Origin of the sequence: Kitasatospora sp. NPDC088160 (assembly GCF_044741445.1) — a bacterium.
Lineage (GTDB): Bacteria > Actinomycetota > Actinomycetes > Streptomycetales > Streptomycetaceae > Kitasatospora.
On the sequence record NZ_JBIUSS010000015.1, the window covers coordinates 114,027 to 138,512 of the forward strand.

General features: G+C 75.3%; 20 protein-coding genes. 9 read left to right on the forward strand and 11 right to left on the reverse strand.

Annotated elements, in window-relative coordinates:
• Nucleotides 1–6: 6 nt before the first annotated feature.
• The 7 genes from ACIOGZ_RS23790 to ACIOGZ_RS23820 form a co-directional block, all read right to left on the reverse strand.
• Nucleotides 7–612 carry a helix-turn-helix domain-containing protein gene (locus ACIOGZ_RS23790; RefSeq protein WP_363584673.1) on the reverse strand — a complete coding sequence of 202 codons (606 nt, stop codon included), beginning with the start codon at nucleotides 610–612 and terminating at the stop codon, nucleotides 7–9.
• Between the two features lie 191 nt (nucleotides 613–803).
• Nucleotides 804–1,196, reverse strand: a complete 393-nt coding sequence (locus tag ACIOGZ_RS23795; RefSeq protein WP_363584675.1) for a cell division protein SepF — start codon at nucleotides 1,194–1,196, stop codon at nucleotides 804–806.
• A 270-nt stretch (nucleotides 1,197–1,466) separates the two neighbouring features.
• Nucleotides 1,467–1,982, reverse strand: a complete 516-nt coding sequence (locus ACIOGZ_RS23800; RefSeq protein WP_363584677.1) for a DinB family protein — start codon at nucleotides 1,980–1,982, stop codon at nucleotides 1,467–1,469.
• Nucleotides 1,983–2,102: 120 nt separating this feature from the next.
• Entirely contained in the window at nucleotides 2,103–2,837 is a 735-nt protein-coding gene (locus ACIOGZ_RS23805) for a TVP38/TMEM64 family protein (protein WP_400987151.1), read from the reverse strand.
• Between the two features lie 49 nt (nucleotides 2,838–2,886).
• The gene (locus ACIOGZ_RS23810; RefSeq protein WP_400987153.1) at nucleotides 2,887–3,498 is read right to left on the reverse strand and encodes an RICIN domain-containing protein; all 612 of its coding nucleotides are present in this window, start codon (nucleotides 3,496–3,498) and stop codon (nucleotides 2,887–2,889) included.
• Complete coding sequence (locus ACIOGZ_RS23815; protein ID WP_400987155.1) at nucleotides 3,498–4,295, reverse strand: dienelactone hydrolase family protein; 798 nt, start codon at nucleotides 4,293–4,295, stop codon at nucleotides 3,498–3,500. Before ACIOGZ_RS23815 ends, ACIOGZ_RS23810 begins: the two co-directional genes overlap by 1 nt.
• A 91-nt stretch (nucleotides 4,296–4,386) precedes the next feature.
• Nucleotides 4,387–5,634 carry an MFS transporter gene (locus ACIOGZ_RS23820; RefSeq protein WP_363584685.1) on the reverse strand — a complete coding sequence of 416 codons (1,248 nt, stop codon included), beginning with the start codon at nucleotides 5,632–5,634 and terminating at the stop codon, nucleotides 4,387–4,389.
• Between the two features lie 230 nt (nucleotides 5,635–5,864).
• Here ACIOGZ_RS23820 and ACIOGZ_RS23825 point away from each other — a divergent pair, with 230 nt between their 5' ends.
• From ACIOGZ_RS23825 to ACIOGZ_RS23845, 5 genes are all read left to right on the forward strand, one after another.
• Entirely contained in the window at nucleotides 5,865–7,058 is a 1,194-nt protein-coding gene (locus ACIOGZ_RS23825) for an ROK family transcriptional regulator (protein WP_363584687.1), read from the forward strand.
• A gap of 129 nt (nucleotides 7,059–7,187) precedes the next feature.
• Nucleotides 7,188–7,604, forward strand: a complete 417-nt coding sequence (locus tag ACIOGZ_RS23830; RefSeq protein WP_208869038.1) for a molybdopterin-binding protein — start codon at nucleotides 7,188–7,190, stop codon at nucleotides 7,602–7,604.
• Between the two features lie 111 nt (nucleotides 7,605–7,715).
• Entirely contained in the window at nucleotides 7,716–8,477 is a 762-nt protein-coding gene (locus ACIOGZ_RS23835) for a glycerophosphodiester phosphodiesterase (protein WP_363629797.1), read from the forward strand.
• Nucleotides 8,478–8,771: 294 nt separating this feature from the next.
• A complete protein-coding gene (locus ACIOGZ_RS23840) occupies nucleotides 8,772–9,914 on the forward strand; it encodes an AI-2E family transporter (protein ID WP_363584691.1) in 1,143 nt (380 codons plus the stop codon).
• Between the two features lie 78 nt (nucleotides 9,915–9,992).
• A complete protein-coding gene (locus ACIOGZ_RS23845; RefSeq protein ID WP_400987157.1) occupies nucleotides 9,993–10,886 on the forward strand; it encodes a virginiamycin B lyase in 894 nt (297 codons plus the stop codon).
• Here the strand turns inward: ACIOGZ_RS23845 and ACIOGZ_RS23850 are convergent.
• From ACIOGZ_RS23850 to ACIOGZ_RS23860, 3 genes are read right to left on the reverse strand one after another with little or no spacing between them, the layout of a single operon-like run.
• A complete protein-coding gene (locus ACIOGZ_RS23850; RefSeq protein WP_350879761.1) occupies nucleotides 10,877–11,434 on the reverse strand; it encodes a GAF domain-containing protein in 558 nt (185 codons plus the stop codon). The genes ACIOGZ_RS23845 and ACIOGZ_RS23850 overlap by 10 nt on opposite strands.
• Nucleotides 11,418–12,374, reverse strand: a complete 957-nt coding sequence (locus ACIOGZ_RS23855) for a S8 family peptidase (protein WP_400802789.1) — start codon at nucleotides 12,372–12,374, stop codon at nucleotides 11,418–11,420. The genes ACIOGZ_RS23850 and ACIOGZ_RS23855 overlap by 17 nt, the downstream gene beginning before the upstream one ends.
• The gene (locus ACIOGZ_RS23860) at nucleotides 12,371–15,481 is read right to left on the reverse strand and encodes an adenylate/guanylate cyclase domain-containing protein (RefSeq protein ID WP_400987159.1); all 3,111 of its coding nucleotides are present in this window, start codon (nucleotides 15,479–15,481) and stop codon (nucleotides 12,371–12,373) included. The genes ACIOGZ_RS23855 and ACIOGZ_RS23860 overlap by 4 nt, the downstream gene beginning before the upstream one ends.
• A gap of 430 nt (nucleotides 15,482–15,911) precedes the next feature.
• Here ACIOGZ_RS23860 and ACIOGZ_RS23865 point away from each other — a divergent pair, with 430 nt between their 5' ends.
• From ACIOGZ_RS23865 to lanKC, 3 genes are all read left to right on the forward strand, one after another.
• Nucleotides 15,912–16,085: a hypothetical protein gene (locus tag ACIOGZ_RS23865; protein ID WP_363584699.1), complete on the forward strand. Its 174-nt coding sequence runs from the start codon at nucleotides 15,912–15,914 to the stop codon at nucleotides 16,083–16,085.
• A 141-nt stretch (nucleotides 16,086–16,226) separates the two neighbouring features.
• On the forward strand, nucleotides 16,227–17,534 hold the full coding sequence (locus ACIOGZ_RS23870; RefSeq protein WP_400987161.1) for an MFS transporter: 1,308 nt from the start codon (nucleotides 16,227–16,229) through the stop codon (nucleotides 17,532–17,534).
• A gap of 82 nt (nucleotides 17,535–17,616) precedes the next feature.
• Complete coding sequence (lanKC, locus tag ACIOGZ_RS23875) at nucleotides 17,617–20,250, forward strand: class III lanthionine synthetase LanKC (protein WP_400987163.1); 2,634 nt, start codon at nucleotides 17,617–17,619, stop codon at nucleotides 20,248–20,250.
• On the opposite strand, the gene ACIOGZ_RS23880 is transcribed toward lanKC, so the two are convergent.
• Nucleotides 20,243–22,069, reverse strand: a complete 1,827-nt coding sequence (locus ACIOGZ_RS23880; protein ID WP_400329503.1) for a BTAD domain-containing putative transcriptional regulator — start codon at nucleotides 22,067–22,069, stop codon at nucleotides 20,243–20,245. The genes lanKC and ACIOGZ_RS23880 overlap by 8 nt on opposite strands.
• A gap of 695 nt (nucleotides 22,070–22,764) precedes the next feature.
• Between ACIOGZ_RS23880 and ctaD the strand changes: the two genes are divergently transcribed.
• Nucleotides 22,765–24,411, forward strand: coding sequence for a cytochrome c oxidase subunit I (gene ctaD / locus ACIOGZ_RS23885; protein WP_400803790.1), 1,647 nt, complete (start codon nucleotides 22,765–22,767; stop codon nucleotides 24,409–24,411).
• Nucleotides 24,412–24,486: the final 75 nt, after the last annotated feature.

Consider the following 24,486-nt stretch of genomic DNA (forward strand, 5'->3'; position numbering starts at 1 on the left):
GCTTGCTCATGGGATATCGGTTTCCGGTGTGCGGGCCGAAGGTGCTGTGGGCGGGGGAGTGGCGGCGTCCGGTCGGCGCAGCGCGCCGCCGAGGAACAGCTCGGCGAGCGAGAAGGCGGCGTCGCGCGGGGCGAGGCGGCCGTCCTGGATGGCCCAGCCGACGCCGGCCACCAGGTCGAAGAAGGCCTCGCTCAGCCAGGCGGCGCTCAGCTCGATGCGGAACGTGCCCTGCTGCTGGCCGCGCAGGAAGAGCGCGTGCAGTCGAACGATCTGGAGCTCCCAGAGGTCGTTGACGCTGTCGTCGTCGTAGAGCTGGTTCTCGCCGGCCAGGAAGGCGCAGAGCGTGGCGTCCGGGACGGCGGCGTCGACCAGGCGGCGCAGCGCGGCCTCGGCGTCGCCGTCCTCGACGGCGGCGGTGTCCAGGGCGGCGGCGAACCGGCGCAGGCCGAGCAGGCCGACCTCGCGGATCAGGGCCTCGCGCCCGGGGAAGAGCCGGTGCAGGGTGGCGCGGCTGATCCCGGCGGCGCGCGCGATCTCGTCCAGGTGGGCGGTCGGGCGGCGGGAGAGCACGCCGACGGCGGCTTCCAGGACGGTGTCGCGATCGGTGGCCATGAATCGAGTGTAGGTCACGTGAGACATGGATGTCTCAAAATTATGGTGGGGGTCTCGAATGAGGCGTTGATCGTCACGGCCGGGACAGCAAAAACCGGGAACGGCGGGTGCCGTCCCCGGTCGGGGTGCCGCTGTCGTGCGGCCGGTTCAACTCGGTCGGTTCAGCCCGGTCGGGCCGTGCGCCGCCCGGATCAGCTCTGGTTGTAGAACCCGGTCTCGTCGAGCGGGCGGTCGATCACCATGACCTCGACGTCGGCCGGGGTGAGCAGGAACACCCGGCGGGCGATCCGCTCGATGCCGCCCTGGGTGCCGAAGATCAGCCCGGAGGCGAAGTCCACCATCCGCTTGGCCTCGGCTTCGTTCATCTCGGTGAGGTCCATGACCACCGGGATGCTCGCCCGGATGTGCTCGCCCACCGTGCGGGCCGCCTCGAAACCGGTCGGCCGCAAGGAGACGATCTTCGCGGGCGCGGGGGCGGCCGGCATCGTCTCCTGATCGACCCACTCGTCCTCGTACACCGCGGCCGGGTAGTTTCCCGAGGGCATCAGCCACCCGTTGTGGTGCTCGTCGCGAAGTGCTCCCATGCCGCGCCTCCCTGCCTCGTCCCGTCCTGGTCCCCCGGGGTCGCGTGTCCTTTTTGACACGTCATCCACTCGTCGGAACTGTCCGAGTATCGCACTGTTCACCGGTCCCGTGCCCGCTCGCGGCCCCCGTACGAGTCGCGCCGCGACGGAAACCCGGGCGAACCCGGGCAACATCAGCGACGCGGCGGTGAGCCGTACGGTTGCGCGCGTAGACCATATCGGTCGTGGTCACCGCGCAATTGACCTTCTGTCAACAATGCGGAAACGATTTCACTCGCCGGTAGTGCCGTCCACCAGTTCGCGCAGAAGATCGGCGTGGCCGTTGTGCCGCGCGTACTCCTCGACCATGTGGACCAGGATCCAGCGCAGCGTCACCTCCTCGCCGCGGCGCAGCCGCTTGCCGACGGTGTCCAGCGACAGGCCGGCGCTCGCGCGGCGGGCGGTCTCGACCTCGGCGCGCCAGGTGGCGAAGTCCGCCGCGACGTCGGCGGTGTCCACGCCGTTGAAGTCGCCGTCCTCGTCGGCCTCGGTCCAGTAGTGGTTCTCGGTGTACTCGTCGCCGCGCAGGATGCTCTGGAACCAGTACTGCTCCACCTCGGCCATGTGCCGGACGAGGCCGAGCAGCGAGAGGGTGGACGGCGGGGCGGAGCGCAGCCGCAGCTGGTCGTCGGTCAGGCCCTCGCACTTGAGCGCGAGGGTACTGCGGTGGTAGTCGAGCCAGGCGGTGAGCATGGCGGTCTCGTCGGCCGCCATCGGCGGGTCGACCCGCGGGGAGGGTTCGGTCATGCGGGCCATCCTGACGTCCGACGGCGGGCGGGCGCGAGCGAATTGTCGAGCGCCCCCCGAGTGCCTCGGAATCTCGGCCGGTCAGGGGGTCAGGGGGTCGGACAGTCAGGCGCTCAGCGGTCAGGCGGCCGGTGTGCGGCGCCGGGCGGTCGCGGCCCGCCACAGCCCGACCACGCTGCCCAGCACGAGCAGCGCGATCATCCCGGCCGACACCAGGAAGGTCGCCGAGCCCGGCTCGCCCGCGCTGGCCGCCGCCGTCACGTACACCGCGGTGGTCGGCACCACGCCGATCGCGGTGGCGAACAGGAAGGGCGCGAAGCGGACCCCGGAGAAGGCCGCGCCGTAGTTGGCCGCCTGGAACGGCATGCCCGGCAGCAGCCGCAGCACCAGCACGCTGCGGAAGCCCTGCTCGGTGAAGCGCCTGTCCAGCGTGCCGAGCACCCGCCCGCGCAGGTACGGCCGCAGTGCCTCGCGCCCGAGGCCCCGGCCGAGCCCGAAGGCCATGGCCGCGCCCAGCGTGGTGCCGAGCACCGACAGCAGCACGCCCTGCTGGATGCCCAGCAGCAGCCCGGCGGCGGCGTTCAGCGCCGGCCGGGGGACGAAGGCGAGCGTGCCGACCGCGTACACGGTGGCGAACAGCGGCGCGAACCAGTACCCGGGCATCCGGTCGGCGAGGCCGCCGTTCAGCAGCGCCGTCGGGCTCCACAGCAGCAGCGATCCGGCCGCGGCGCCGAGCAGCACCACCAGCAGCGCGAACCGCCACCACGGCGAACGCGGCACGGGGCCGGACGGCGGCAGCTCGACGGCGGACGGGGGCGTTGCGGGTGCGGGCAGGGGCGAGACGGGGGCGGGCACCGGCCGAGCCTAACCGGTGCCCGGTCGCGACCGTCGAGGGCGGTCGCGGTCAGCTGTACGGGGGCTTTTCCGGGTTGTAGTGCCAGAACTGGTTGTCGCCGCTGTGGAACTCCCACTGGATCACCGGGGTGCCGTCGGTCAGCGCGCCGCCCGAGACGTCCAGGACGAGGCCGCTGTAGCCGTTCACGATCCGGCGGGGCGTTCCGGGGTGGCTGGCCGGGGGGTCGCTCCAGCTCTGGTTGGCGCCGCCGTCGCAGGTCCACTGGTCGGCCTGGGTGCCCCAGGTGGTGCTGAAGGCCGGGATGTCCAGGCACTTGCCGCTGTTCAGGTTCACCCAGCCGCGGGCGCTCTGGGTCCACTGCTGGTTGGCGCCGCCGGTACAGGTCCAGATCCGGACCGGGGCGCCGTCGTCGGTGCGCCAGTCGGCGACCTCCAGGCACAGGTCGTTCGGGCCCGGGTACATGCCGGTGCGGATCTCGGCGGGCCCGAAGTCGGCGGCGGGGGTGGCCGCGGGGGTGGTCGTGGGGGTGGCCGCGGGGGCCGGCGGGGCGGTGAGCGCCACCGCGGCGGCGGCGAGGGCGGCCGTGGCGGCGGCGAGCCGCGCACGACGGGACAGGCGGGCCAGCCGGGAAATGCGGGACGGGTGGGACAGGCGGGACATCAGAGCGTCCTCCGGGGGGTCGCGGATGCGGAGCGGTCGGCGAGGAATCCCAGCAGACGTCGCCAGGAGTCCCGGGCCGCGTCCGAATATTCGACGGCGGAGAGCTCGAAGAAGTTGTGCGGCGCGCCCGGGTAGGTGACGAACTCGTGCGGGTTGCCGGCGGCGGTCAGGGCCGCGTCGAAGGCGTCGACGGCGGTGGGCGGGATGTGCTCGTCCGCGCCGCCCCAGAAGGCGAGGATCGGCGCGCTGAGGTCGGCCGCGAGCTGAGTGGGCCCCGGGGAGCCGTTGATCGCGTCGGGGTATCCGTAGAAGCCGACCGCGCCGGCCAGCCCGAACCGGGGCGCGGCGGCGCGGAAGGCCTGCCGGCCGCCGAAGCAGAAGCCGAGCGCGACCACCTCGGCCGGCCCGCTTGCGCGCAGCCGGGCGAGGCCGGCGGCGAGGTCGGCGTCCAGGCCTTCGGGGGTGAGGGCGAGCAGGTGGCGGAGCAGGCCGGGCAGGTCGCCGAATTCCTTCGGGCGGATTTCCGGATCGGCTCCGGCGGTGCGGCCGTAATAGTCGACGACGAGCGCGGGGTGGCCCTGTTCGGCGAGCCGGGCGGCGGTCTGCCGGTAGAAGCCGGAAAGGCCCTTGTTGTCCGGCAGGACGAGGACGCCGACGCCGGTGGCCACCTCGGGGCGGGCCAGGAAGGCGGCGAACTCGGTGCCGTCCGCCGAGGTCAGGGTGAGCGCCGCAGCCTCGGCCAGGGGCCAGAGCGCGGGGGTGACGGCGGGCGGGGCGGCGTCGGGGTCGTAGCACACGGGGTTCACCTCACGGATCGCGAAACCGCCGGGCGCGGAATGCGCCCGGCGGTCGGCGATATTAGCGAGGAATTCCCCGGAATTCTCTAGATCATATCGCAGAGAGATCTTTTTTCGAAGTGCTTTCCGGTGACGTTGCGGTCACATTTTCGGCGCCGGATCCGGGGGAATTCCGTTCGGCCCGGCGCAGCGCCCCGGCGCTCAGCAGCAGCGCGAAGGCGAGCGCGGTGACCAGGCCGAAGGAGACGGTCAGCGAGGTCGCCTGGGCGAGGGCGCCGATGATCGCGGGCGCGACCAGGCCGGAGGTGTAGGTGACGGTGGCGACGCCCGCGATGGCCTGGCTGGGGTTGCTGCCGATCCGCCCGGCCGCCGCGAAGGCCAGCGGGACGGTGACCGCGATGCCGATGCCGATCAGGGCGAAGCCCGGGATGGCGAGCGCCGGACTGTCGGCGGCCACCACCAGCAGGCCGCCGACGGTGGCGACGGCGCCGCCGAGACGGGTGGTGCGCACGGCGCCGAGCCGGCGGACCACCGCGTCCCCGCACAGGCGGCTGACGGCCATGGTGAGCGAGAAGGCGGTGTAGGAGGCGGCCGCGACGGTGGCAGAGGCGCCGGTGACGTCCCGCAGGTAGACGCCGCTCCAGTCCATCGAGGCGCCTTCGGCGAAGACGGCGCAGAAGCCGACCAGTCCGATCACCAGCGAGCTGCGCGGCGGCAGTGCGAACCGCGGCGGCTCCTCCGCCCCCTCCGGCGCCCGCAGGTCGGGCAGGTTCCGGCAGACGGGCTGCGCGAGGACGAGCAGCACGAGCGCGGTGACGGCCAGCTGGAGCCGGGCGTCGAGGTCGAGGTGGGCGGCCAGGATGCCGAAGCCGGAGGCCAGCAGCCCGCCCGCGCTCCACATCCCGTGCAGTCCGGACATGATCGAGCGGCCGAGCCGCTGTTCGATCTCCACGCCCTGCGCGTTCATCGCGACGTCCGCCATCCCGGCCGAGGCGCCGTACGCGAGCAGCGCCACGCACAGCACCGGCAGCGAGGGGGCGAGCGCGGGCAGGGCGAGGGCCAGGCACCAGAGCGAGATCAGTCCGCGGACCGCCGCCCGCCCGCCGTAGCGGTGGACGAACCGGCCGGCCAGCGGCATCGCGAGGGAGGAGCCGATGGCGGGCATCACCAGGGCCAGGCCGAGCTGGCCGGGGGAGAGGTCGAGGCGGTCCTGGATCCACGGGATGCGGGTGACGAAACTGCCGCTGACGGCGCCGTGCACGCCGAAGACCAGGGCGATGCCGGCCCTGGCCCGGCGTGGGGAGGCCAGCGGCTCCAGTGAGTGTGCGGTCGTGCTCATCCGGCGTTCCCTCCCGGGTCGCGCAGGTGGGGCGGCGCGACGGTGCCCTGTGTGGGTGGTTGACGTGCTGGTGGGTGGTCTGACGTGCCCGGCGGTGGTTCTGACGTGCCTGAGGGTGGTCTACGTGCAGGCCGTTCGGTCCGCGCGGCGGCGACGGCCGTCCGGCGGATGGTTCGATAAAATTATCAGGAAGGGAACCTGATAGAAACACTCTGGAAGGATGAGCCGCCATGACCACCGCGCGCACGGCCACGCCGAGCACCGCCCGGGCGATCAACGACCGGCTGGCCCTCAACCTGCTCCTCGAACAGGGCCCCCTGACCGCGACCGAGCTGCGCGACCTCACCGGCCTCTCCCGGCCGACCGTCGCCGACCTGCTCGACCGCCTCCAGCGCACCGGCCTGGTCGCCGTCGTCGGCGAACGGGGCGAACAGCGGCGCGGCCCCAACGCCCGGCTCTACGCACTGGTCGCCTCCCGCGCCCACCTCGCCGCCTTCGACGTGCGCTCCGGCGGCGTCAGCCTGGTCGTCGCCGACCTCACCGGGCGCACCCTCGCCAGCGCCGAGATCCCGGTCCACGGCGACGGAACGCCCGACACCGCCGGGCACCTGGTGCGCACCCTGCTGGACACCGCGCGCGGCGTCGGCGTCGACCGGCTGCACACCGTCGCCGTCGGCGCCCCCGGACTGGTCGACCCCGCCACCGGGCGCCTCAACAGCACCGGGAAGCTCCCCGCCTGGCACGCCGAACTGCTCGCCGAGCTGCGCGGGCTGCCCGGCACCGAGGTGATCCTGGAGAACGAGGTCAACCTGGCCGGCCGGGCCGAGTACCGGATCGGCGCCGCCCGCGACCGCGACACCTTCGTGCTGCTCTGGCTCGGCCACGGCGTCGGCGCCGCCGTCGTCCTGGACGGCCGGCTGCGCCGGGGCTTCTCCGGCGGCACCGGCGAGATCGGCTTCCTGCCCGTCCCCGGCACCGGCGGCCTGCCCAGCGCCACCGGCTGCGACGGCGGCTTCCACAGCCTGGCCGGCAGCGCCGCCGTCTGCGAGCTCGCCCGCGCCCACGGACTGCCCGCCGGCGCGGCCGGGGACGCCCCCGCCGCCGAGGCGGCCGTCCGCGCCGCGCTGGACGCACTCGGCCCGGACGGGCCCGGCGGGCCGTTCCTGGACGAGCTGGCCGCGCGGATCGCGGTCGGCGCCGCCAGCATCTGCGTGGTCCTCGACCCGGGCTGCGTGGTGCTCGGCGGCGAGCTCGGCCGGGCCGGCGGCGCCGAACTGGCCGGCCGGGTCGAACGGCGGCTGGCCGAGCTGTCCCCGCTGCGCACCGAGGTCCGGCCCGGCACGGCGGGCGGCGGCGCGGTGCTGGCCGGGGCCGTCCTCACCGCCGGGGACGCGGTGCGCCGCGACCTCTTCGGCGAGTCCTGACCCGCCTCGCTTGGCGGCCCCGGCCGCCGGTACGGCAGGATGACGGCGACGGCCCGCCGCGCGTGCGGCGTCCCCGTTCCCGTCCCACGTTCCCCGAGCCAGTCCCCGAGTCAGTGTCAGGAGTCGCACATGGGCCAGTCCGAGGCGCCGGTCAACCCGTACCGCATCGGCGAAGCCGCGGCGCTGCTCGGGGTCAGTGCCGACACCATGCGGCGCTGGGTGGACGCGGGGCGGGTCGCGGCCGAGCGGGACGAGCACGGCCACCGGATCATCCCCGGCGTCGACCTCGCCGCCTTCGCCCGTGAGCTGGCCCGCCCGGAGAACGCCGAGGCCGAGGGCCGTCCGTCCTCGGCCCGCAACCGCTTCCCCGGGATCGTCACCCACGTGGTGCTCGGCGACGTCGCGGCCCAGGTGGAGGTCCAGGCAGGGCCCTTCCGGGTGGTGTCGCTGATCAGCCGGGAGTCGGCGGAGGAGCTGAACCTCGTCCCCGGCGCCCCCGCCACCGCGGTCATCAAGTCCACCAATGTGATGATCGAGCGGCGTTAGGTCCGGCCTGACCCGCACGGCACGCCCCACGGCACGCTCCACCGGGTGCCGCGCGCCGACGGCGCGTCGAGCCCCGCCCGAACCGGTTCCGAACGAGAGGCCCCGCCCGGGATGTCCCACCCGCATCTGCCGACCACCCAGAGCGCCGTCCGCGCGGTCGGGGAACCGGCCACCGACCGCCGCCGGGTGCTCGCCGTCGCGCACCGCGGCGACCCGTACCGCCACCGCGAGAACACCCTGCCCTCCGTCGAGTCAGCGCTCGCCGCCGGTGCCGACGCCGTCGAGGTGGACGTCCAGCTCACCCGCGACCGGGTGCCCGTCCTGCTGCACGACCGCACCCTGGAGCGCCTCTGGGGCGACCCGCGGTCGATCGGCCGGGTCACCACCGCGCAGCTCGACGAACTGCGCCGGGGGCCGCTCGCCGTCCCGACCCTCGCCGAGACGATCAAGGTCGTCGCTGCCGCCGGAGGCCCCCGGCTGCTCATCGACCTCGACGACCCCGGCCCCGTCGCCGCCACCTGGTCCGTCGTCAGCGACCTCGACGCCGAGGGGCTGGTCTCCTTCTGCGGCCCCGCCACCGCCATGCTCGCCGTCCGCGCGCTGGCGCCCGGCGCCGAGATCGCCCTCACCTGGAAGGAGCCCCGGCTGCCCGTCCGCGCCCTGCTCGACGACCTGCGCCCGCGCTACCTCAACCCGCCGTTCGGCCTGGTCACCCCCGAGTTCACCGCCGCCGCCGCGGACGCCGGGCTCGCCGTCTCCACCTGGACCGCCGACCTGCGCCGCACCATGCGCCGGCTGCGCGACAGCGGGGTCGCCTCCATCACCAGCAACCGGATCGGCGTGCTGCGCGCCGTCCTGGACGGCCGCCGCTGAGCGTGCCGACCGGCTGGACGGGGGCGACCGCTCCGGGTGGACGGGGCGGCCGCTTCGAGGCGAACTGAGGTCCGGCACTCGAATGTGTCCGCCAGGGCGCTTCGTCCGATGAGGTGAGCTCCACCGGCTGCTCTGTACGCGACGGACGGGGGCGGATTGAATCGGCTCCACCCTTGATCGGCCGGACGGCGGCGTGGCGGGTTCGCCGGGCAGCCCGGCGGCACGGGCACGCTGACGGATCGTCCGCCGGGACGGGGCGATTCGGACTCGTCGACGAGCCAGGCGGAGGTGGCCGTGCCCGAGGAGCACCCGGCCGGGGAGGGCCCGGCGGTGGAACCCCGGTTCGTGGGCGGGGCCGCGCCGGACCCCCGCAGGCCGTACCTGATGCTGCCGCCGGTGGTCCGGCAGGCGGCCGCCTGGTCGGCGGCGGTGATCCTGCTGCTCGCCCTCGCCTCGCTGCTGGTCTTCGCGCTGGTCGAGCTGCGGGCCGCGACCGTGCCGGTGGTGCTGGCGCTGCTGGGGGCCTCGCTGCTCTACCCGGCGGTGCCGTGGATGGTCCGGCGGGGCGTGAGTCGGGGGCTGGCCGCCGGGCTCACCTGCGTGCTGCTGGTCGCGGCCGTCTGCGGGGTGATCGCGCTGCTGGTCAACGCGCTGGTGCACAGCGCCCCGCAGATCGCCGAGTCCCTCCAGCAGGCGGGCAACCAGCTCGCCGCGTGGCTCGGCCCGACCGGGGAGAAGATCCGGCACGCGCTGGACAACGCCAAGGGGGAGACCAACTCGCTGGTCTCGACCGTCACCAACGGCGTGCTGTCCGGGCTGGGCCTGGCCACCCAGCTGATCGCCGGCGGCGTGCTGGCGCTCGCCCTGGTGTTCTTCTTCCTCCGCGACGGCCACCGCACCGGCGACACGATCCGCTCCTACCTGCCCGAGCGCAGCGCCGAGACCGTGATCGCCTGCGCCGAGCGGGCCTTCGACGCGATGGCCGGCTTCATGCGCGGCACCTCGCTGATCGCGCTGATCGACGCGACCTTCATCACCATCGGCCTGGTGGCGCTCGGCGTGCCCGGCGCGCCGGGGCTGGGCGCGCTGGTGTTCATGGGCGCCTACATCCCGTTCGTCGGGGCCTTCCTGTCCGGGGCGGTGTCCGTGCTGGTCGCGCTCGCCGACGGCGGGATCGGGACGGCGCTGTGGGCGCTCGGCGTGGTGATGGCGGTCCAGCTGTTCGAGGGCAACGTCCTCCAACCCCTCATCCAGAGCCGGACGGTGGAGCTGCACCCGGCCACCATCATGGTCGCGGTGGTGGCCGGCTCCGGGATCGCCGGCATCCTCGGGGCCCTGCTCGCCGTCCCGGTGTGCGCCGCCGGCGTGGGCATCGTCTCCGTCCTGCGCGGCGTCCCCGCCCCGCGGGCCGCCCGCCGCGCGGGGAACGAGGTGTAACCCGGTTGCCGGGGGAGGGGAGGGCGTGCGAGGATCGCTAATGCGACGGAAGTCGCAATAGTGAGGACGGGGGTTCGCATGGCACGGATCGCGGAGCTGATCGAGGTCGCCGAGGAGGGGGCCGGACCGTACGGGGTCGCCGTGGGGCCGGACGGGGGCGTGTGGTTCACGCTGGTGCACGCCGGGGAGATCGGACGGCTGGCGGCGGACGGCACGGTCGAGCGGTACGGCCTCGGGGCGCCGGAGTGCGGGCCCGCGGTGCTCACCGTCGGCCCGGACGGCGCGCTCTGGTTCACCCGGATGCGCGACCACCGGATCGGGCGGATCGACACCGACGGGAAGGCGTGCTCCTTCGCCGTCCCGACGGCGGGCGCCGGGCCGTACGGGATCGCGGCGGGGCCCGACGGGGCGCTCTGGTTCACCGAGCTGAACGCCGACCGGATCGGGCGGATCACCGTCGAGGGCGAGGTGACGGAGTACCCGCTGCCGCGGGCCGGGGCCTTCCCGTCGCTCATCACGGCCGGCCCGGACGGCGCGCTCTGGTGCACGCTCAACCAGGCGGACGCCGTCGCCCGGATCACCGTCGGGGGCGAGGTGGCCGTCCACCCGCTGCCGACCGGGGGCACCGCCCCGGTCGGGATCACCGCCGGGGCGGACGGCGCGCTCTGGTACGTCGGCATCGGCGGCGGGCTGGTCGGCCGGATCACCGTGGACGGCGAGGTCACCGAGTACCCGCTGGCCGACCGGGCGGCCCGGCCGCACGCGATCACCTGCGGCCCGGACGGCCGGCTCTGGTTCACCGAGTGGGGCGCCGGCCGGATCGGGGTGCTCGGCCCGGACGGGCTGCTCGACGGCTACCAGCTGCCCGGCCCGGCCGCCGAGCCGCACGGCATCGCCGTCGGCCCGGACGGCGCGGTGTACGCGGCGCTGGAGCGCGGATCGATCGCGAGGTCGGCGCCGCGTCAGGGCTGACGGCGCAGCAGCTCCTCCAGGTCGGCCAGCAGGTCGAGGGCGGCGGCGCGGTCGGGCACCGCCGCCGGGGCCGGGGAACGCTCGGCGATGACCCGCAGGGCGGCGGCGGCCTGGCGGGCGAACAGGGCGAGCAGGTCCAGCTCGGGCAGGCTGGACCGGGCCTGCGGGGCCGGGTCCAGTACCTCCAGGACGCCCAGCACCCGGCTGCCGTGCGTCAGCGGCGCCGCCATCAGCGCGTTCGGGACGTACGCGGTGGACTCGGCGAAGGCCCGGTCGAAAGTGCGGTTCGCACCCAGGTCGTCGACCACCATCGGCTCGCCCGAGGCGGCGACCCAGCCCGCGATGCCGCTGCCCGCCGGGAAGCGGCGGCCCACCAGGGACTCCTCGCCGCGCCCCGAGACGGCCTGGAACACCAGTTCCCCGGCCGCCTCGTCGAGCAGGCAGACCGAGCCGGCCTCGGCGCCGAAGATCGCTCGGGCCACGTCCACCACGGACTGCAGCAGCTCGCGGGCCAGCGGGTCGACGGCGGGATCAGTGCTGAGGGTCATCGGGCGCCTCCGTGATGGGGGTGGACGGGGTGGGCTCGGTCGTCGAACTCCCGCCTGGGGGACGGTGAGGACCGGCACCGGGGCCGACCTGGACGTTGGCTGCGGTGAGGTAGAGCGCGCTCTTCAGCTGGAAGGTCGTCAGCCTCGGGTGGCCGGACAGGATGCGGGCGCACAGCCCGGCGACGTACGGGGTGGCGAAGCTGTTGCCGGTGGTGCGGATGGTGGAGCCGCCGAGCCAGGGGACCCGGACGTTCTGGCCGGGGGCGAAGAACTCGACCGGCGGCGCCGGGTTGTACAGGTGCAGGGCCGGGTCGTCCTCCTGGTGGCTGCCGACCGAGATGACCGAGGAGAACCGCCAGGGGTAGCTCTCCACCGGGGTGTTGTGGGCGGAGGCGACGATCGCGGTGCGGGCGAAGAAGGCGTCGTCGGCGATCGCGTGCAGCTCCTCCAGGAAGCGGGTCCGGGTGGTGGAGAGGCTGAGGTTGACGACGTCGAAGCCCTGCTCGACGGCCCAGCGCAGCCCGGTGATCAGCATGTCGCCGGTGCCGGTGAAGCGTTCGCCGAGCACCCGGACGCTGTACAGCTCGCAGTCCGGGGCGGTACGGCGGATGATGCCCGCGCAGGCGGTGCCGTGGCCGCAGGTGTCGCCGGTGCGGTCGGGGCGGACCACCAGCTCCCGGGTCGTCGGGTCCTTGACGACCACCCAGGAGCCGTTCAGCGGGCCGACCAGCGGGTGGTCCGGCTCGATGCCGGAGTCCACGACGCACACCCGCACGCCCTTGCCGGTGCCCCCGCCGCCGGTGCCCCCGCCGTCGAGGGCGCCGTCGGGGCCGGCGCTGCCGTGGGCGGTGGTGTCGTGGGCGGTGGTGTCGGCGAGCACCGGCAGGTCCGCGGCGGTCCGGCCGCGCAGGCTCCAGGTGAGGCCGGCCGGGCCGCTCACCGGGCGCCCCCGAGCCGCTCGGCCCGGCGCACGCCCGGCAGGTGGCCCTTGGCGGCGAACCGGTCCCGGGCGGTGCCGGCCGCCACGGCGGCCTCGGCCCGCCGGTCGAGCAGCAGCAGCGCGTGGGCGCGGTCCAGCGCGGTGAGCGCCTGGAGCAGCAGCGACTCGGTGGCCTCGGCGGCCTGTGCGGCGGCCGCGGTCAGCTCCAGCGCCGGGTCGGCCTCGCCCCGGGAGGCGGCGAGCCGGCCGCGCAGCGCGTCCAGCTCGATCGCCAGCACCGGCGGCAGCGCGGCCGTGGCGTCGACGCCGTCCAGGTGGCGGGCGGCCGGGCCCGGGCGGTCGGTGTCCAGCAGGGCGCGGGCGGTGGTGAGGGCGAGCCGGGGCAGCGGGGCGGAGTTGCCCAGCCGGCGGGCGACCTCGGCGGCGTCGGCGAGCAGGTCCAGCGCCTGCGCGGTCTGGCCGGTGGCCGCCGCGGCCTGGGCGGTCAGGGCCGGCAGCGAGATCATCGCGTCGGCCAGCGACAGCTCGCCCGCCAGGCCGTTGGCCTCGGCCAGCAGCAGTTCGGCCTCGTCGGGCCGGTCGCGCAGGGCGAGCAGGACGGCCAGCGGGCCGTTGAGCGCGACCCGCACCGTCCGGTGGCCGGCGCCGTGCCCGGCCAGCAGGGCCCGCAGCCGGAAGACGGCGTTCGGGACGGGCTCGGGGCCCGCCAGCAGGGAGGCGGCCAGCGCGGCCAGCACGGCCGCCCGGTCCAGCTCGGCGTCGGTGCGGGCGGCGTGGTCGAGGGCGTCGTCCAGCAGCCGTTCCGCCTCGGTGTGCCGGCCCGCCAGCAGGTGCTCCTCGGCCAGGCGCAGCCCGGCCCGGGCCTGGCCGAGGTCGTCCCGCAGGTCGATGAAGAGCGGGAGGACGGCGCGGGCGGTGGCGGCAGGTTGCTCCGGGCCGGGCGGCAGACCGCGCGCGGCCAGCGCGAGCCGGGCGTGCGCGGCGTCCAGCGGATCGGCGGCCGAGTCGCGGACCTGCGCCAGGACGGGCAGCGCCTCGTCGGCCCGGCCGAGCGCCAGCCGGGCCTCGCCGAGGCGGCGCAGGGCCGGGCCGGCGGTGCGCTCGTTCGGGTAGTGCAGCCGGACGGCGCGCTCCAGCAGGTCGGTGGCGGCGGGCAGGTCGGCGTGGGTGAGCGCCTGGGCGCCGGCCACGCCGAGGGCGGCGGCCGCGCGGGTGCGCAGGGCGTCCGTCCGGGCGTCCAGCAGGCCGAGTTCGAGCCGGTAGCGGTGGGCGCGCTCCAGGTGGCCGCCGACGGCGGCGTCCCCGGCGGCGCGGACGGCCGGCAGGTCGGCGGCGCGTTCGTGGCGCTCGGCGCGGGCCCGCTTGGACATCGACTGGTAGACCGACTCCTGGACCAGGCCGCTGCTGAACCGGAAGCTGGTGCCGGCCGGTTCGACCAGGCGGCGCTCGGTCAGCCGGGCCAGCGCGGCGTGCAGCCGAGGCGGGGTGTCGTCGCCCGCGGGCAGACCGGGGAGGCCGTCGAACGGGCCGGTGAAGACGTCGTCCTCCGGGTCGGCGAAGGCGTCCTGGTCGGCGCCGCCGTGGGCGAGCTGGGCGAGTTCGGCGGCGGTGAAGGCGCGGCCGAGCACGGCGGCCAGGTCCAGGGTGGTGCGCTCGTCGCGCTCCAGGTCGTCGATCCGCGCGCTGAGCAGCGCCCGGCCGGTGGGCGGGAGTTCGTCGGCGAGCGCGGGGCCGTCCGCCTCGGTGAGGGCGGCCAGCAGCTCCTCCAGGTGCAGCGGGTTGCCCTCGGCGCGCTCCAGCAGCCGGGTCGGCACCGCGTCCTGGTGGGCACTCAGCTCCGTCAACTGAGCTGCCAGCAGCGCCGATTCGTCCCAGGACAGGCCGCCGACCGGCAGTGCCGGCAGCTCCGGGCGGGAGGCCGGCAGCTCCGGCCGGGCCAGGCACAGCAGCAGCACCGGGGCCTGGCCGAGGGCGGCGACCAGTCGCTCGACGGCGTCCAGCAGCACCGGGCCGGCCCACTGGCAGTCGTCCAGGACCAGCACGGCCGGGCGCTCGACGGTCCGCCCGCGCAGGATCGCGGCCAGCCGGTCCAGGGACTGTTCGGCGCTCACCCCGGGCGCGGTGGCCTGCGCCAGCCGGTCCAGCGCCTCGGCGGGCGCGGGCGTCCCCGGGCCGCCGAGCAGGGCCCCGACGGCCTCCGCGAGCGGGGTCAGGACGCCCTGCTCGCCGTAGCTGCGGCAGCGGCCGGTGCCGCAGCGCGCGGTGTGCCGGCCCGTCCGCTCCTGCCACTCGCGCACCAGCCGGGTCTTGCCGATCCCGGCCTCGCCGACGACCAGCAGCAGTTCGGCGCCCTGACCGCCGGCCACCCGGGCCAGTGCGGCGTCCAGCTGGGCGAGTTCGCGCTCCCGCCCGACCAGCGGAACGTCGAAGCGGCGCAGCAGCTCGGGGTCGTCCTCGTCCAGCCCGACCAGGCGGTACGCGGTGACGGGCTCGGCCTTGCCCTTGAGCCGCAGCGGGCCGACCTCGTGCACCTGGGCGGCCGGCCCCGCCGCGCGCAGGGTCTGCGGGCCGATCAGCACCTGGCCGGGGGCGGCCTGGGTCTGGAGCCGGGCGGCGATGTTCACGGTCTCGCCGGAGATCAGGGCCTGGCGCGCGGAGGCGTCCGAACCCGCCACCACCTGGCCGGTGTTGACACCGATCCGGACGTCCAGGCGGACCCCGAGGGTGGCGTCCAGCTCGGTGTTGAGGTCCTCCAGGTCCTCCAGCATGGCGAGCGCGGCGGCCAGCGCCCGGTGGGCGTCGTCCTCGCGGATCACCGGGACGCCGAACACCGCCATCACCGCGTCCCCGATGAACTTCTCCAAGGTGCCGCCGTGCGCCTCGATCTGACGGTGCATCCGTTCGAAGTAGCGCAGGATCACCTCGCGCAGCGTCTCCGGGTCGAGCGCGCCGGACAGGGCGGTGGAGTCGACCAGGTCGCAGAAGACCACCGTCACCAGCTTGCGCTCCTCGGCGGCCAGGTCGAGGGCGGCGGCCCGGGGGGTGCCGCAGGCGGGGCAGAACTGGTCGTTCGTGCTGGCGAGTTGGGCGCAGAGCGGGCAGGGCATGGTGGCAGTCCTTCGCTAGTCCTTCGCGGTGCGGGGAGTGCATCGGGGTGTGCGTGGAGTCGGGGGAGTGCGTGGGGTCGGGGAGTGCATGAGGCTGGAGAGTGCGCGGGGTCGGGGTGCGCATGGAGCCGGGGTGGGCGTGGTCGGAGCCGGGCGTGCGGGCGTGCCGGGCCAGGCTCCCCGGCCCGGCTTCGAGCCCGGTTCGCGGCCGCCTTGCCGGCGGTATGGCCGCAGCCCGGAGCGGGTGCGCAGGGCCGCCGGGCGGGCTCGGCGGGCCGGGAGGCGCCGCCGCCGGCGCCCCGACCTGCGGCCATACCGGTGCCGTACCGGTTCGCAGGCCGTGCGAAGCCCCGCCTGCCTACCGTCTTCACCACGACGGGCCACCACCCGTCGAACCCCCACCGATCAACCCAGTGAAGGGAGTTCAGCCATGGCCGAGAACATCGACCCGATCGTCGGCGAGGACAGCGAGGAGGCCCCCGAGGTCGAGGCGCACGCCGCCAACGTCCTGGACCTCCAGGCGATGAAGGTCCTTCAGGAGGCCTCCGACGGCAGCTGCTTCAGCCTGATCAGCTACGTCAGCTCCGCCGAGACCTCCGCCTGACCAGCGGCAGGTCAGCGGTGTCCGGCGCGGGGGCGGGCGCACCACCGCCCCCGGCCGCCGGGCAGTGATTGGCTTCCGGGGCGGTCCCGCCGGTGCGGGACCGCCCCGGCCCGATTCCACCCCCCACCCCGGAGGACGGCCATGGAGCCCACCTCGCTCTCCCGCAACCGGGACTTCCGGCTGCTCTGGGTCGGCGGCCTGATGGCCTCGCTCGGCTCCCAACTCGCCTCGATCGCCCTGCCGTTGCTCGTCCTGCGGGAGACCGGATCGGCCGCCCAGGCGGGCGCCATCGGCACCGTCTCGATCGGCGCGCTGCTGCTCACCATGCTGCCCGGCGGCGTCATCGCCGACCGGATCGAGCGGCGCCGGCTGATGCGGGTGTGCGACGTCGGCAGCCTGCTCGCCGTCACCGCGCTGGTGATCGCCGTCCTGCGCGGCCACACCCCGCTGCCGCTGGTGCTGCTGGTGGCCGCCGCCGGGGCGCTCATCACCAGCGCCTACGGGCCCGCCGCCGGCGGCCTGCTGCGCGCGGTGGTGCCGCGCGAGCAGGTCCGCGCGGCCTCGTCCCGGATGCAGGCACGCGGCGCCGCCGCCCGGCTGGTCGGGCCGATCGCCGGCGGCGCGCTGTTCGCCTGGCACCCGGTGCTGCCGTTCCTCGCGGAGGGCGTCGGGCTGCTGCTCTCCACCGTCTGCGTCGCGCTGATGCGGACCCGCTCGGTGCCCGCCGCCAGGAGCGGCGCGGCGTTCAGCCGCGGCGAACTGACCGCCGGGCTCAGTTTCATCTGGCGCCAGCCCTACCTGCGCACCCTGCTGCTGATCTTCGGGCTCGGGATGAACTTCGCGTTCAGCGCGCTGATGTTCACCACCCTGGCCGTGGCCTCCGACGGCGGCCGCTCCGGGATCGGCGGCGGCACCGTGGTCTCCTGCACCGCGGCCGGCGCTCTGGCCGGCGCGCTGCTCGCCCCGAGGCTGGAGGCCAGGGCGCGTCTGACAATTCACGCGCCCGACGGGAATTGTCAGACACGCCCTGAGACGCGCCCCGGGGTGCGCGACGGCAGGCTGGTGGCGCTCAGCTGCTGGGCGGCCGCGGCCACTGCCGGGGTGCTGGTGCTCACTCGGATCCCGCTGCTGATCGGGCTGCTGTGCGCGGTGTGCATGTGCCTGTCCACGGTCGCCAGCATCGGCTTCGTCTCCGGCATGCTGCTCGCCGCGCCGCCCGACCGGATCGGCCGGGTGCAGAGCGCCGCCGGTTTCCTGTCCACCCTGGTCCAGCCGTTCGGCCCGCTGGTGGGCGGCGCGCTGCTCGGCGCTCTCGGCGGCACCCGGACCTTCGCCCTGCTGGCGCTCGCCATCTCGCTCTGCGCGGCCGTCGTCACCTGGGCGCCGCCGGTCCGGCGCGGTCCGGCGCCTGCCCCGGCCCCCGCACCGCTACCCGCACCCGCAGGCTGAACCGTTCGGCGGCCCGGGAGACGAGCGACCCGGAAGAGCCCGGAAGACGACCCGGAAGACGACCCGGAAGAGGAGGCGCGCCATGGCCGGCGCCCAGGAGACCCAGCTGTACTGCCTCGCCGATCCGACGTACTACGACACCCCCGGCCGGCTCCGCGACCGGGCCGGCCGGTACCAGCTGGGGCTCGGCGCACCGCCCGCCGGGTGGCGGCGCGAGCGGCGCGGGCTGTGGACGGCGCTGCGGCCGGACGGCGCCCGGCTGCCGGAGCAGGGCTGGAAGATCCACGTCTCGACCGTGCCGGAGGAGGCCGAGGCGACTCTGCGGGCCGTCGCGCGGGTCTGCATGGCGCGCCGCACGACGTTCAAGTTCCTGCGCAGCGACGAGGCGCTGCGGGTCGCGAACGGCAAGTACATGGGGCGCGGCAGCAGCGGCAAGTTCGTCACCGTCTACCCGGGGTCGGAGGCGGAGTTCCTGGCCGTGGCGGCGGAGTTGGCCGAGGTGCTGGCGGGCCGCCGGGGGCCGTACGTGCTCACCGACCTGCGGATCGGGACGGCCCCCGTGTACGTGCGCTACGGCGCGTTCGTCGAGCTGTGGTGCCAGGACGAGGACGGGCGGCCCGTGCCCGCGCTGCGCGACCCGTCCGGCGAGCTGGTCCCCGACCGGCGCGACCCGGTGTTCCAGCTGCCGGCCTGGGTCGAACCGCCCGAGGAACTGCGCCCGCACCTGGCCGCCCGGGAGGCGGCCGGCGGCGACCTGCCGTACCGGATCGTCGAGGTGCTGCAGTTCTCCAACGCCGGCGGGATCTACCTCGCCGAGCACCGGACCACCGGGGAGCGGGTGGTGCTGCGCGAGGCCCGCCCGCACGCCGGGCTGGACGCCGCCGGGGACGACGCCGTCACCCGGCTGCGGCGCGAGCAGTGGGCGCTGGAACGGCTCGCCGGCCTGGACTGCGTGCCCCGGCTGCACGAGGTCCGGACGGTCTGGGAGCACACCTTCCTGGTCCAGGAGCACATCGAGGGCGTCCAGCTGTTCGCCGAGGCGATCCGCCGTTACCCGCTGGTGCACCAGAACTGCACCGCCGGACAGCGCGCCGAGTACGCGCACTGGGTGGCCGGGGTCGTGGCCGGACTGGAGAAGGCGCTCGGTGCCCTGCACGAGCGGGGCGTCCGGTTCGGCGACCTGCACCCGGCCAATGTGATCGTCCGTCCGGACGGTTCGGTGGTGCTCGTCGACTTCGAGTACGCGGAGGAACTCACCGGCCGCCGTGTCCCGCTCGCCGGCGCGGGCGCGCTGCAGCCCCCGCCCGGGCTCGACGGGGCCGACGCCGACCGCCACATGCTCTGGGCCACCTGGCTGATGCTGCTGATGCCCGTGATGGAGCTGGCCGAACGCGATCCCGGCAAACTGCCCGCGCTGGAACGGCGGGCACGGCAGTGGTTCGGCCTCGGGCCGGAGGAGGGGCCGGTGCGGCCGGGCGCCGTGGCACCGGTGGCGCGGGTGGAACCGGTCGGCGAACGGCGGGTCCGTGAACTCCTCGCCGGGCCCACCCTCGACGCCGCCAGGAACGAACTCGTCGCCGGCATCCACGCCGGGGCCACCCCCGACCGGCCGGACCGGCTCTTCCCCGGCGACCCGGCCGGATTCGCCGACGGCGGCACCGGCGTCGCCCACGGCGCCGCCGGCGTGCTGTACGCGCTGCACCGCGCCGGGGCGCCCTGCCCCGACGAGTACGCGGACTGGCTGATCGCGGCGATGCGGCGGCGCGGCCCGAGACCGGGCGCCGGAGGGCTCTTCGACGGGCCGCTCGGCGTGGCGGCCGTGCTCGCCCGGGTCGGCCGCGGCGACGAGGCCGCCGAACTGGCCGCCCAGGCCCGGCAGGCCCGGCCCGCGCCCACCGTCGCCCTCCACGGCGGCCGGGCCGGCGCCGCGCTCGCCCGGCTGCGGCTCGCCGACGCCCTCGGCAGCCGGCGCGAACTCGCGGACGCCCTCGCCGACGCGCGGGCGCTCGACGCGGTGCTGCGCGGGCAGACCGTCCCGGGGCTCGGCGCGCCGACGGCGGCCGGACTGCTGTACGGCCTGGCCGGGATCGCCCTCGTCCAGCTGCGGCTGTACCAGCGGACCGGTGAGCCCTGGCTGCTGGCCTCCGGGCGCGAGGCGCTGGGGCGGGCCGTGGCGCAGTGCGTGCGGGTGCCCGACGGGTCGGTCCAGGTCCTCGACCGGGGGCGGCGGCTCGCCTACCTCGACCGTGGCAGCAGCGGGATCGCGCTCGTCGCCCAGGAGTACCAGGCGCTCGGCGGCAGCGGGTTCGGGGAGTTCGGCGGGTTCGGGGGATTCGACGGGCCCGGGGAGTTCGGCGGGTTCGGGGAGTTCCTCGCCGACGTGCGGCGGGTGTGCGCACCCGGATTCGTGCGCGAGCCCGGGCTGTTCCGGGGCCGCGCCGGGCTGCTGCTGGCGCTGGACCGGCTGGGCGGGGCGGCGGTTCGGGACGCCGTCCGCGAGCAGGTCCGCAAGCTCCAGTGGCACCTGGTCGCGCGGCCGGAGGGCCTGCTCGTCCCCGGGATGCGGCTGCGGCGGTTCTCGGCGGACCTGCACACCGGGGCGGCGGGCGTCCTGCTGGCCCTGCGGGCCGTCGAACAGGGCTCGGAGGGCGGGGAGTTGCTGGACGTGCTGACGCTCGGCCCGAGGGGTGCCGGCCGGCGCGGCGGGCTCAGCTGAGGTTGTCGGCCAAAGCAGTGGCGTGCTCGCGGGCGTGCAGGTGGGTGAGGCGGGGGAGGGCGTAGAGGGCGGCGTGGGCGGTGACCTCGCCGGTGGGGGAGGTGACGGCGCCGGTGTCGGTGAGGGCCTCCAGGGTGCGCAGGGCGAGGCGTTCGGGGCGGCCGAGGGCGGCGGCGGCCTCGGGGAGGGTGAACAGCAGGGAGAGCGGGAGGGCGGCGAGCCGGCCGAGGGCGAGGCGGCCCTGGTCGGTGAGGTCGCGCCAGCCGGAGTCGAGGCGGGCGCGGACGGTGACGTCCCCGGCGACGAGTTCGTCCAGGGCGCCGGCCGGATCGGCGAGGCGGGCCGCGTACTCGGCGAGCGGCAGGTGGCGCAGGACGGCGAGCCGGGTGCCGGCGACCCGGACGGCGAGCGGCAGCAGCCCGCAGGCCTCGACGATCCGGGCGGCGGCCGCGCGGTCGGTGCCGGTCCGGCCGGTGCCGACGATCCGGCCGAGCAGGTCGAGCGCCTCGGCGGGGGCGAAGGGCGGCACGGTGACCCGGTGCACCGAGGCCAGTCCGGCGAGCTGGCTGCGCGAGGTGACGAGGGTGGCGCTCGGGCCGAAGCCCGGCAGCAGTTCGCGGACCACGGCCTCGCCGGGGGCGTCGTCGAGGATCAGCAGCATCCGGCGTCCGGCCAGGGAGGCGCGCCAGAGGGCGGCGGCCTGGGCCGGGTCGGCCGGTCTAGGGCCGGATCGGCCGGTGAGGGCGGCGAGTTCGGCGAGGATGTCGGCGAGGGGGCGCGGGGCGCCGTCCTCGGTGCGCAGCCGGAGCAGCAGCCGGCCGTCGGGGAAGCGGTCGGCGAGCAGGTGTCCGGCGTGCACGGCGAGGGCGGTCTTGCCGACGCCGGCCGGGCCGGAGAGGACCGCGACGCGCTCGCCGCCCTCCGCCAACGCGTCGATCAGCTCCCGCAGTTCGTGGCTTCGGCCGGTGAAGTCGGTGGTGTCGGCGGGCAGCAGCGCGCCGCTCGGGCCGGGGTGCTGCGCCGGCCGGGCGGTGGCGGGGCGGGCCGGGCCGTGGGCGAGCAGCTGCCGGTAGCGGGCGGTCAGGGCGGGGCTGGGTTCGAGGCCCAACTCGCGGGCGAGCAGCTGGCGGTGGGTGTCGTAGACGGCGAGCGCCTCGGCCTGCCGGCCGGACAGGTGCAGGGCGTTCATCCGGGCGGCCTGGAGGCGTTCGCGCAGCGGGTGGCGCTCGGCCGGGTCGGCGAGTTCCTCGGCGACGGCGGTGGCGTTGCCGAGCTCCAACTCGGTCTCCGCCCAGTCCTCGTGGACGCCCAGGCAGCGGGCCTCCAGCCGATCGGCCTCGGCCTGGACGGCGGGCGAGCAGCGCAGGTCGGCGAGCGGCGGGCCCTGCCACAGGTCGAGGGCCTGGCGCAGCAGCCGGGCGGCGGGGGCGAGCGCGCCGCTGTCGGCGGCGGCCCGGCCGGCCCGGGCGAGGGCGCGGAACTGCAGGACGTCGAGCTCGGGTTCGGCGACCCGCAGCAGGTAGCCGCCGGCGGTGTGGACCAGCCGTTCGGGCCCGGGGTCGCGGCCGAGCAGGGTGCGCAGGGTGCAGATGTAGACCTGGAGGTTCTTGCGGGCGGTGCGCGGCGGCTCCTCGGGCCAGACCGCGTCGGTGAGCAGGTCGACCGGGACGGCCGTGTTGGCGCGGCTCAGCAGGACGGCCAGCACCAGCCGCTGCTTCAGCGGACCGAGGGCGAGCGGGCGGCCGTCCGCTTCGCCGGTCAGCGGGCCGAGGACGGAGAAGCGCGGCCGGGTGGGGGCGGCGGGCTGGGCCAGGGGCATCGGCGTACCTCCGGGGCGTGGGTGGGGGCCAGGGCGTGTCCGAGCGGGGGTGCGTGACCGGTGCGGTGCGGGCGTGGGCGCAGGCTACTTGACGGCCGATCCGATCTGTAGGGCACGGAATCGGCCTGTTTCGGTCACGCGACCCTCACACTTCGGGCACCTGGGGGAGGGGGCATCCGGGGGAGGGGGCGGCCGGGGGCGGTGGCGGCCGGCGGGCGCGGTGTTGTGGCCGGTGGGGTGGGGTGGGAGAGGCCGGCGGGGTGCGGCGGAGGGCCGGGGCCGGGGGTGCGGGCCCCGGGGCGGACGGGGACGGGCGGGCGAGGTCCGGGGCGCGGGCGCCGGGGCGGTTCCGGCGTTCCTCCAGCGGTGCTCGTCGGCGCGGTGAGCGCCGCCCGAGGGGCCGGGGAGGGACCGACGGCCACCGGAGGTCCCGGTCCGGGTGCCGGAACGCGGGCCGTGCGGCCCCGGGGGCGCGGGCCGAACGGCCCTAGGGGGCGGGGGCGGTGCGTTCGGATCATGGATCGCCAGCCATTCGCACGACGTTCCTAAGGAGTGCGTCCTTGAGCGCCACCCCGGCACAGGGCGACCCCACGCCACCGCCAACCTCCGTACCGCAGCCGTCGGTTCGGCCGAAACGGCCCGGTTCGGCCGTGGTCAGACTGCTGACCACCACCGACCACAAGACGATCGGCTCCATGTACCTGGTGTCGGCGTTCGGGTTCTTCCTGATCGGCGGTGTCCTGGCGCTGGTCATGCGCGCCGAACTCGCCCGGCCCGGAACGCAGATCCTCTCCAACGAACAGTTCAACCAGGCCTTCACCATGCACGGCTCGGTGATGCTGCTGCTCTTCGCGATGCCGCTGTTCACCGGCTTCGCCAACTGGATCATGCCGCTGCAGATCGGCGCCCCGGACGTCGCCTTCCCGCGCCTGAACATGCTGTCCTTCTGGCTGTTCATGTTCGGCTCGCTGATCGCCGCCGCCGGCTTCGCGACCCCGCAGGGCGCCGCCGACTTCGGCTGGTTCCTCTACGCGCCGCTGTCCGACGCCGTCCACTCGCCCAGCGTCGGCGCCGACATGTGGATCATGGGCGTGACGCTCTCCGGCTTCGGCAGCATCCTCGGCGCCGTCAACTTCATCACCACGATCATCTGCATGCGCGCACCCGGGCTGACCATGTTCCGGATGTCCATCTTCTGCTGGAACGTGCTGCTCACCTCGGTGCTGGTGCTGCTGGTCTTCCCCGTCCTCGCCGCCGCCCTGCTCGCCCTCGAATGCGACCGCAAGTTCGGCTCGCACGTCTTCGACCCGGCCAACGGCGGGGCGATGCTCTGGCAACACCTGTTCTGGTTCTTCGGCCACCCCGAGGTGTACATCCTGGCGCTGCCGTTCTTCGGGATCATCTCCGAGATCATCCCGGTCTTCAGCCGCAAGCCGATGTTCGGCTACGCGGGGCTGATCGCCGCCACCGTCGCCATCGCCGGCCTGTCGGTGACGGTGTGGGCGCACCACATGTACGTCACCGGGCAGGTGCTGCTGCCGTTCTTCTCCTTCATGACCTTCCTCATCGCCGTCCCGACCGGGGTCAAGTTCTTCAACTGGGTCGGCACCATGTGGAAGGGCTCGCTCAGCTTCGAGACACCGATGCTGTGGACGGTCGGCTTCCTGGTCACCTTCCTCTTCGGCGGCCTCACCGGCGTGCTGCTCGCCGCCCCGCCGATCGACTTCCACGTCTCCGACTCGTACTTCGTCGTCGCCCACTTCCACTACACGCTGTTCGGCACCGTGGTCTACGCGATGTTCGCCGGCTTCCACTTCTGGTGGCCCAAGATGACCGGCAAGAAGCTCGACGAACGGCTCGGCCGGATCACCTTCTGGACGCTCACCGTCGGCTTCCACGGCACCTTCCTGGTCCAGCACTGGCTCGGCGCCGAGGGCATGCCCCGCCGCTACGCCGACTACCTGGCCTCGGACGGCTTCACCACGCTCAACACCCTGTCCACCATCTTCTCCTTCCTGCTCGGACTGTCGATCCTGCCGTTCCTCTACAACATCTGGAAGACGGCCAAGTACGGCGAGAAGGTCGAAGCCGACGACCCGTGGGGCTACGGCCGCTCGCTGGAGTGGGCCACCTCCTGCCCGCCGCCCCGGCACAACTTCGTCCGGCTGCCGAGGATCCGCTCCGAATCCCCGGCCTTCGACCTCCACCACCCCGACATCGCGGCCCTGGACGTCCTGGAGAACACCGGCAAGCCCGCCACCCACCTGGGCGACGTGAGCCCGGCCAAGTACGACCTGCCACAGACCAGGGCGGAGCGGGCGCGGTCCGCCGTGGACAGCTGACCCGAGGCCGGGCGCGCCCCGGCCACCCGCTCCGAACCCTCCGACCGCCGTCTCCGCCCGCGCCCCCGTCACGGG

Excerpts from the sequence above, each read along its gene's own strand:
- ACIOGZ_RS23790 (WP_363584673.1), bottom strand. The coding sequence starts at position 612 with ATGGCCACCGATCGCGACACCGTCCTGGAAGCCGCCGTCGGCGTGCTC.
- ACIOGZ_RS23795 (WP_363584675.1), bottom strand. The coding sequence starts at position 1,196 with ATGGGAGCACTTCGCGACGAGCACCACAACGGGTGGCTGATGCCCTCG.
- ACIOGZ_RS23800 (WP_363584677.1), bottom strand. The coding sequence starts at position 1,982 with ATGACCGAACCCTCCCCGCGGGTCGACCCGCCGATGGCGGCCGACGAG.
- ACIOGZ_RS23810 (WP_400987153.1), bottom strand. The coding sequence starts at position 3,498 with ATGTCCCGCCTGTCCCACCCGTCCCGCATTTCCCGGCTGGCCCGCCTG.
- ACIOGZ_RS23820 (WP_363584685.1), bottom strand. The coding sequence starts at position 5,634 with ATGAGCACGACCGCACACTCACTGGAGCCGCTGGCCTCCCCACGCCGG.
- ACIOGZ_RS23825 (WP_363584687.1), top strand. The coding sequence starts at position 5,865 with ATGACCACCGCGCGCACGGCCACGCCGAGCACCGCCCGGGCGATCAAC.
- ACIOGZ_RS23830 (WP_208869038.1), top strand. The coding sequence starts at position 7,188 with ATGGGCCAGTCCGAGGCGCCGGTCAACCCGTACCGCATCGGCGAAGCC.
- ACIOGZ_RS23835 (WP_363629797.1), top strand. The coding sequence starts at position 7,716 with ATGTCCCACCCGCATCTGCCGACCACCCAGAGCGCCGTCCGCGCGGTC.
- ACIOGZ_RS23845 (WP_400987157.1), top strand. The coding sequence starts at position 9,993 with ATGGCACGGATCGCGGAGCTGATCGAGGTCGCCGAGGAGGGGGCCGGA.
- ACIOGZ_RS23850 (WP_350879761.1), bottom strand. The coding sequence starts at position 11,434 with ATGACCCTCAGCACTGATCCCGCCGTCGACCCGCTGGCCCGCGAGCTG.
- ACIOGZ_RS23860 (WP_400987159.1), bottom strand. The coding sequence starts at position 15,481 with ATGCCCTGCCCGCTCTGCGCCCAACTCGCCAGCACGAACGACCAGTTC.
- ACIOGZ_RS23865 (WP_363584699.1), top strand. The coding sequence starts at position 15,912 with ATGGCCGAGAACATCGACCCGATCGTCGGCGAGGACAGCGAGGAGGCC.
- ACIOGZ_RS23870 (WP_400987161.1), top strand. The coding sequence starts at position 16,227 with ATGGAGCCCACCTCGCTCTCCCGCAACCGGGACTTCCGGCTGCTCTGG.
- lanKC (WP_400987163.1), top strand. The coding sequence starts at position 17,617 with ATGGCCGGCGCCCAGGAGACCCAGCTGTACTGCCTCGCCGATCCGACG.
- ACIOGZ_RS23880 (WP_400329503.1), bottom strand. The coding sequence starts at position 22,069 with ATGCCCCTGGCCCAGCCCGCCGCCCCCACCCGGCCGCGCTTCTCCGTC.
- ctaD (WP_400803790.1), top strand. The coding sequence starts at position 22,765 with ATGTACCTGGTGTCGGCGTTCGGGTTCTTCCTGATCGGCGGTGTCCTG.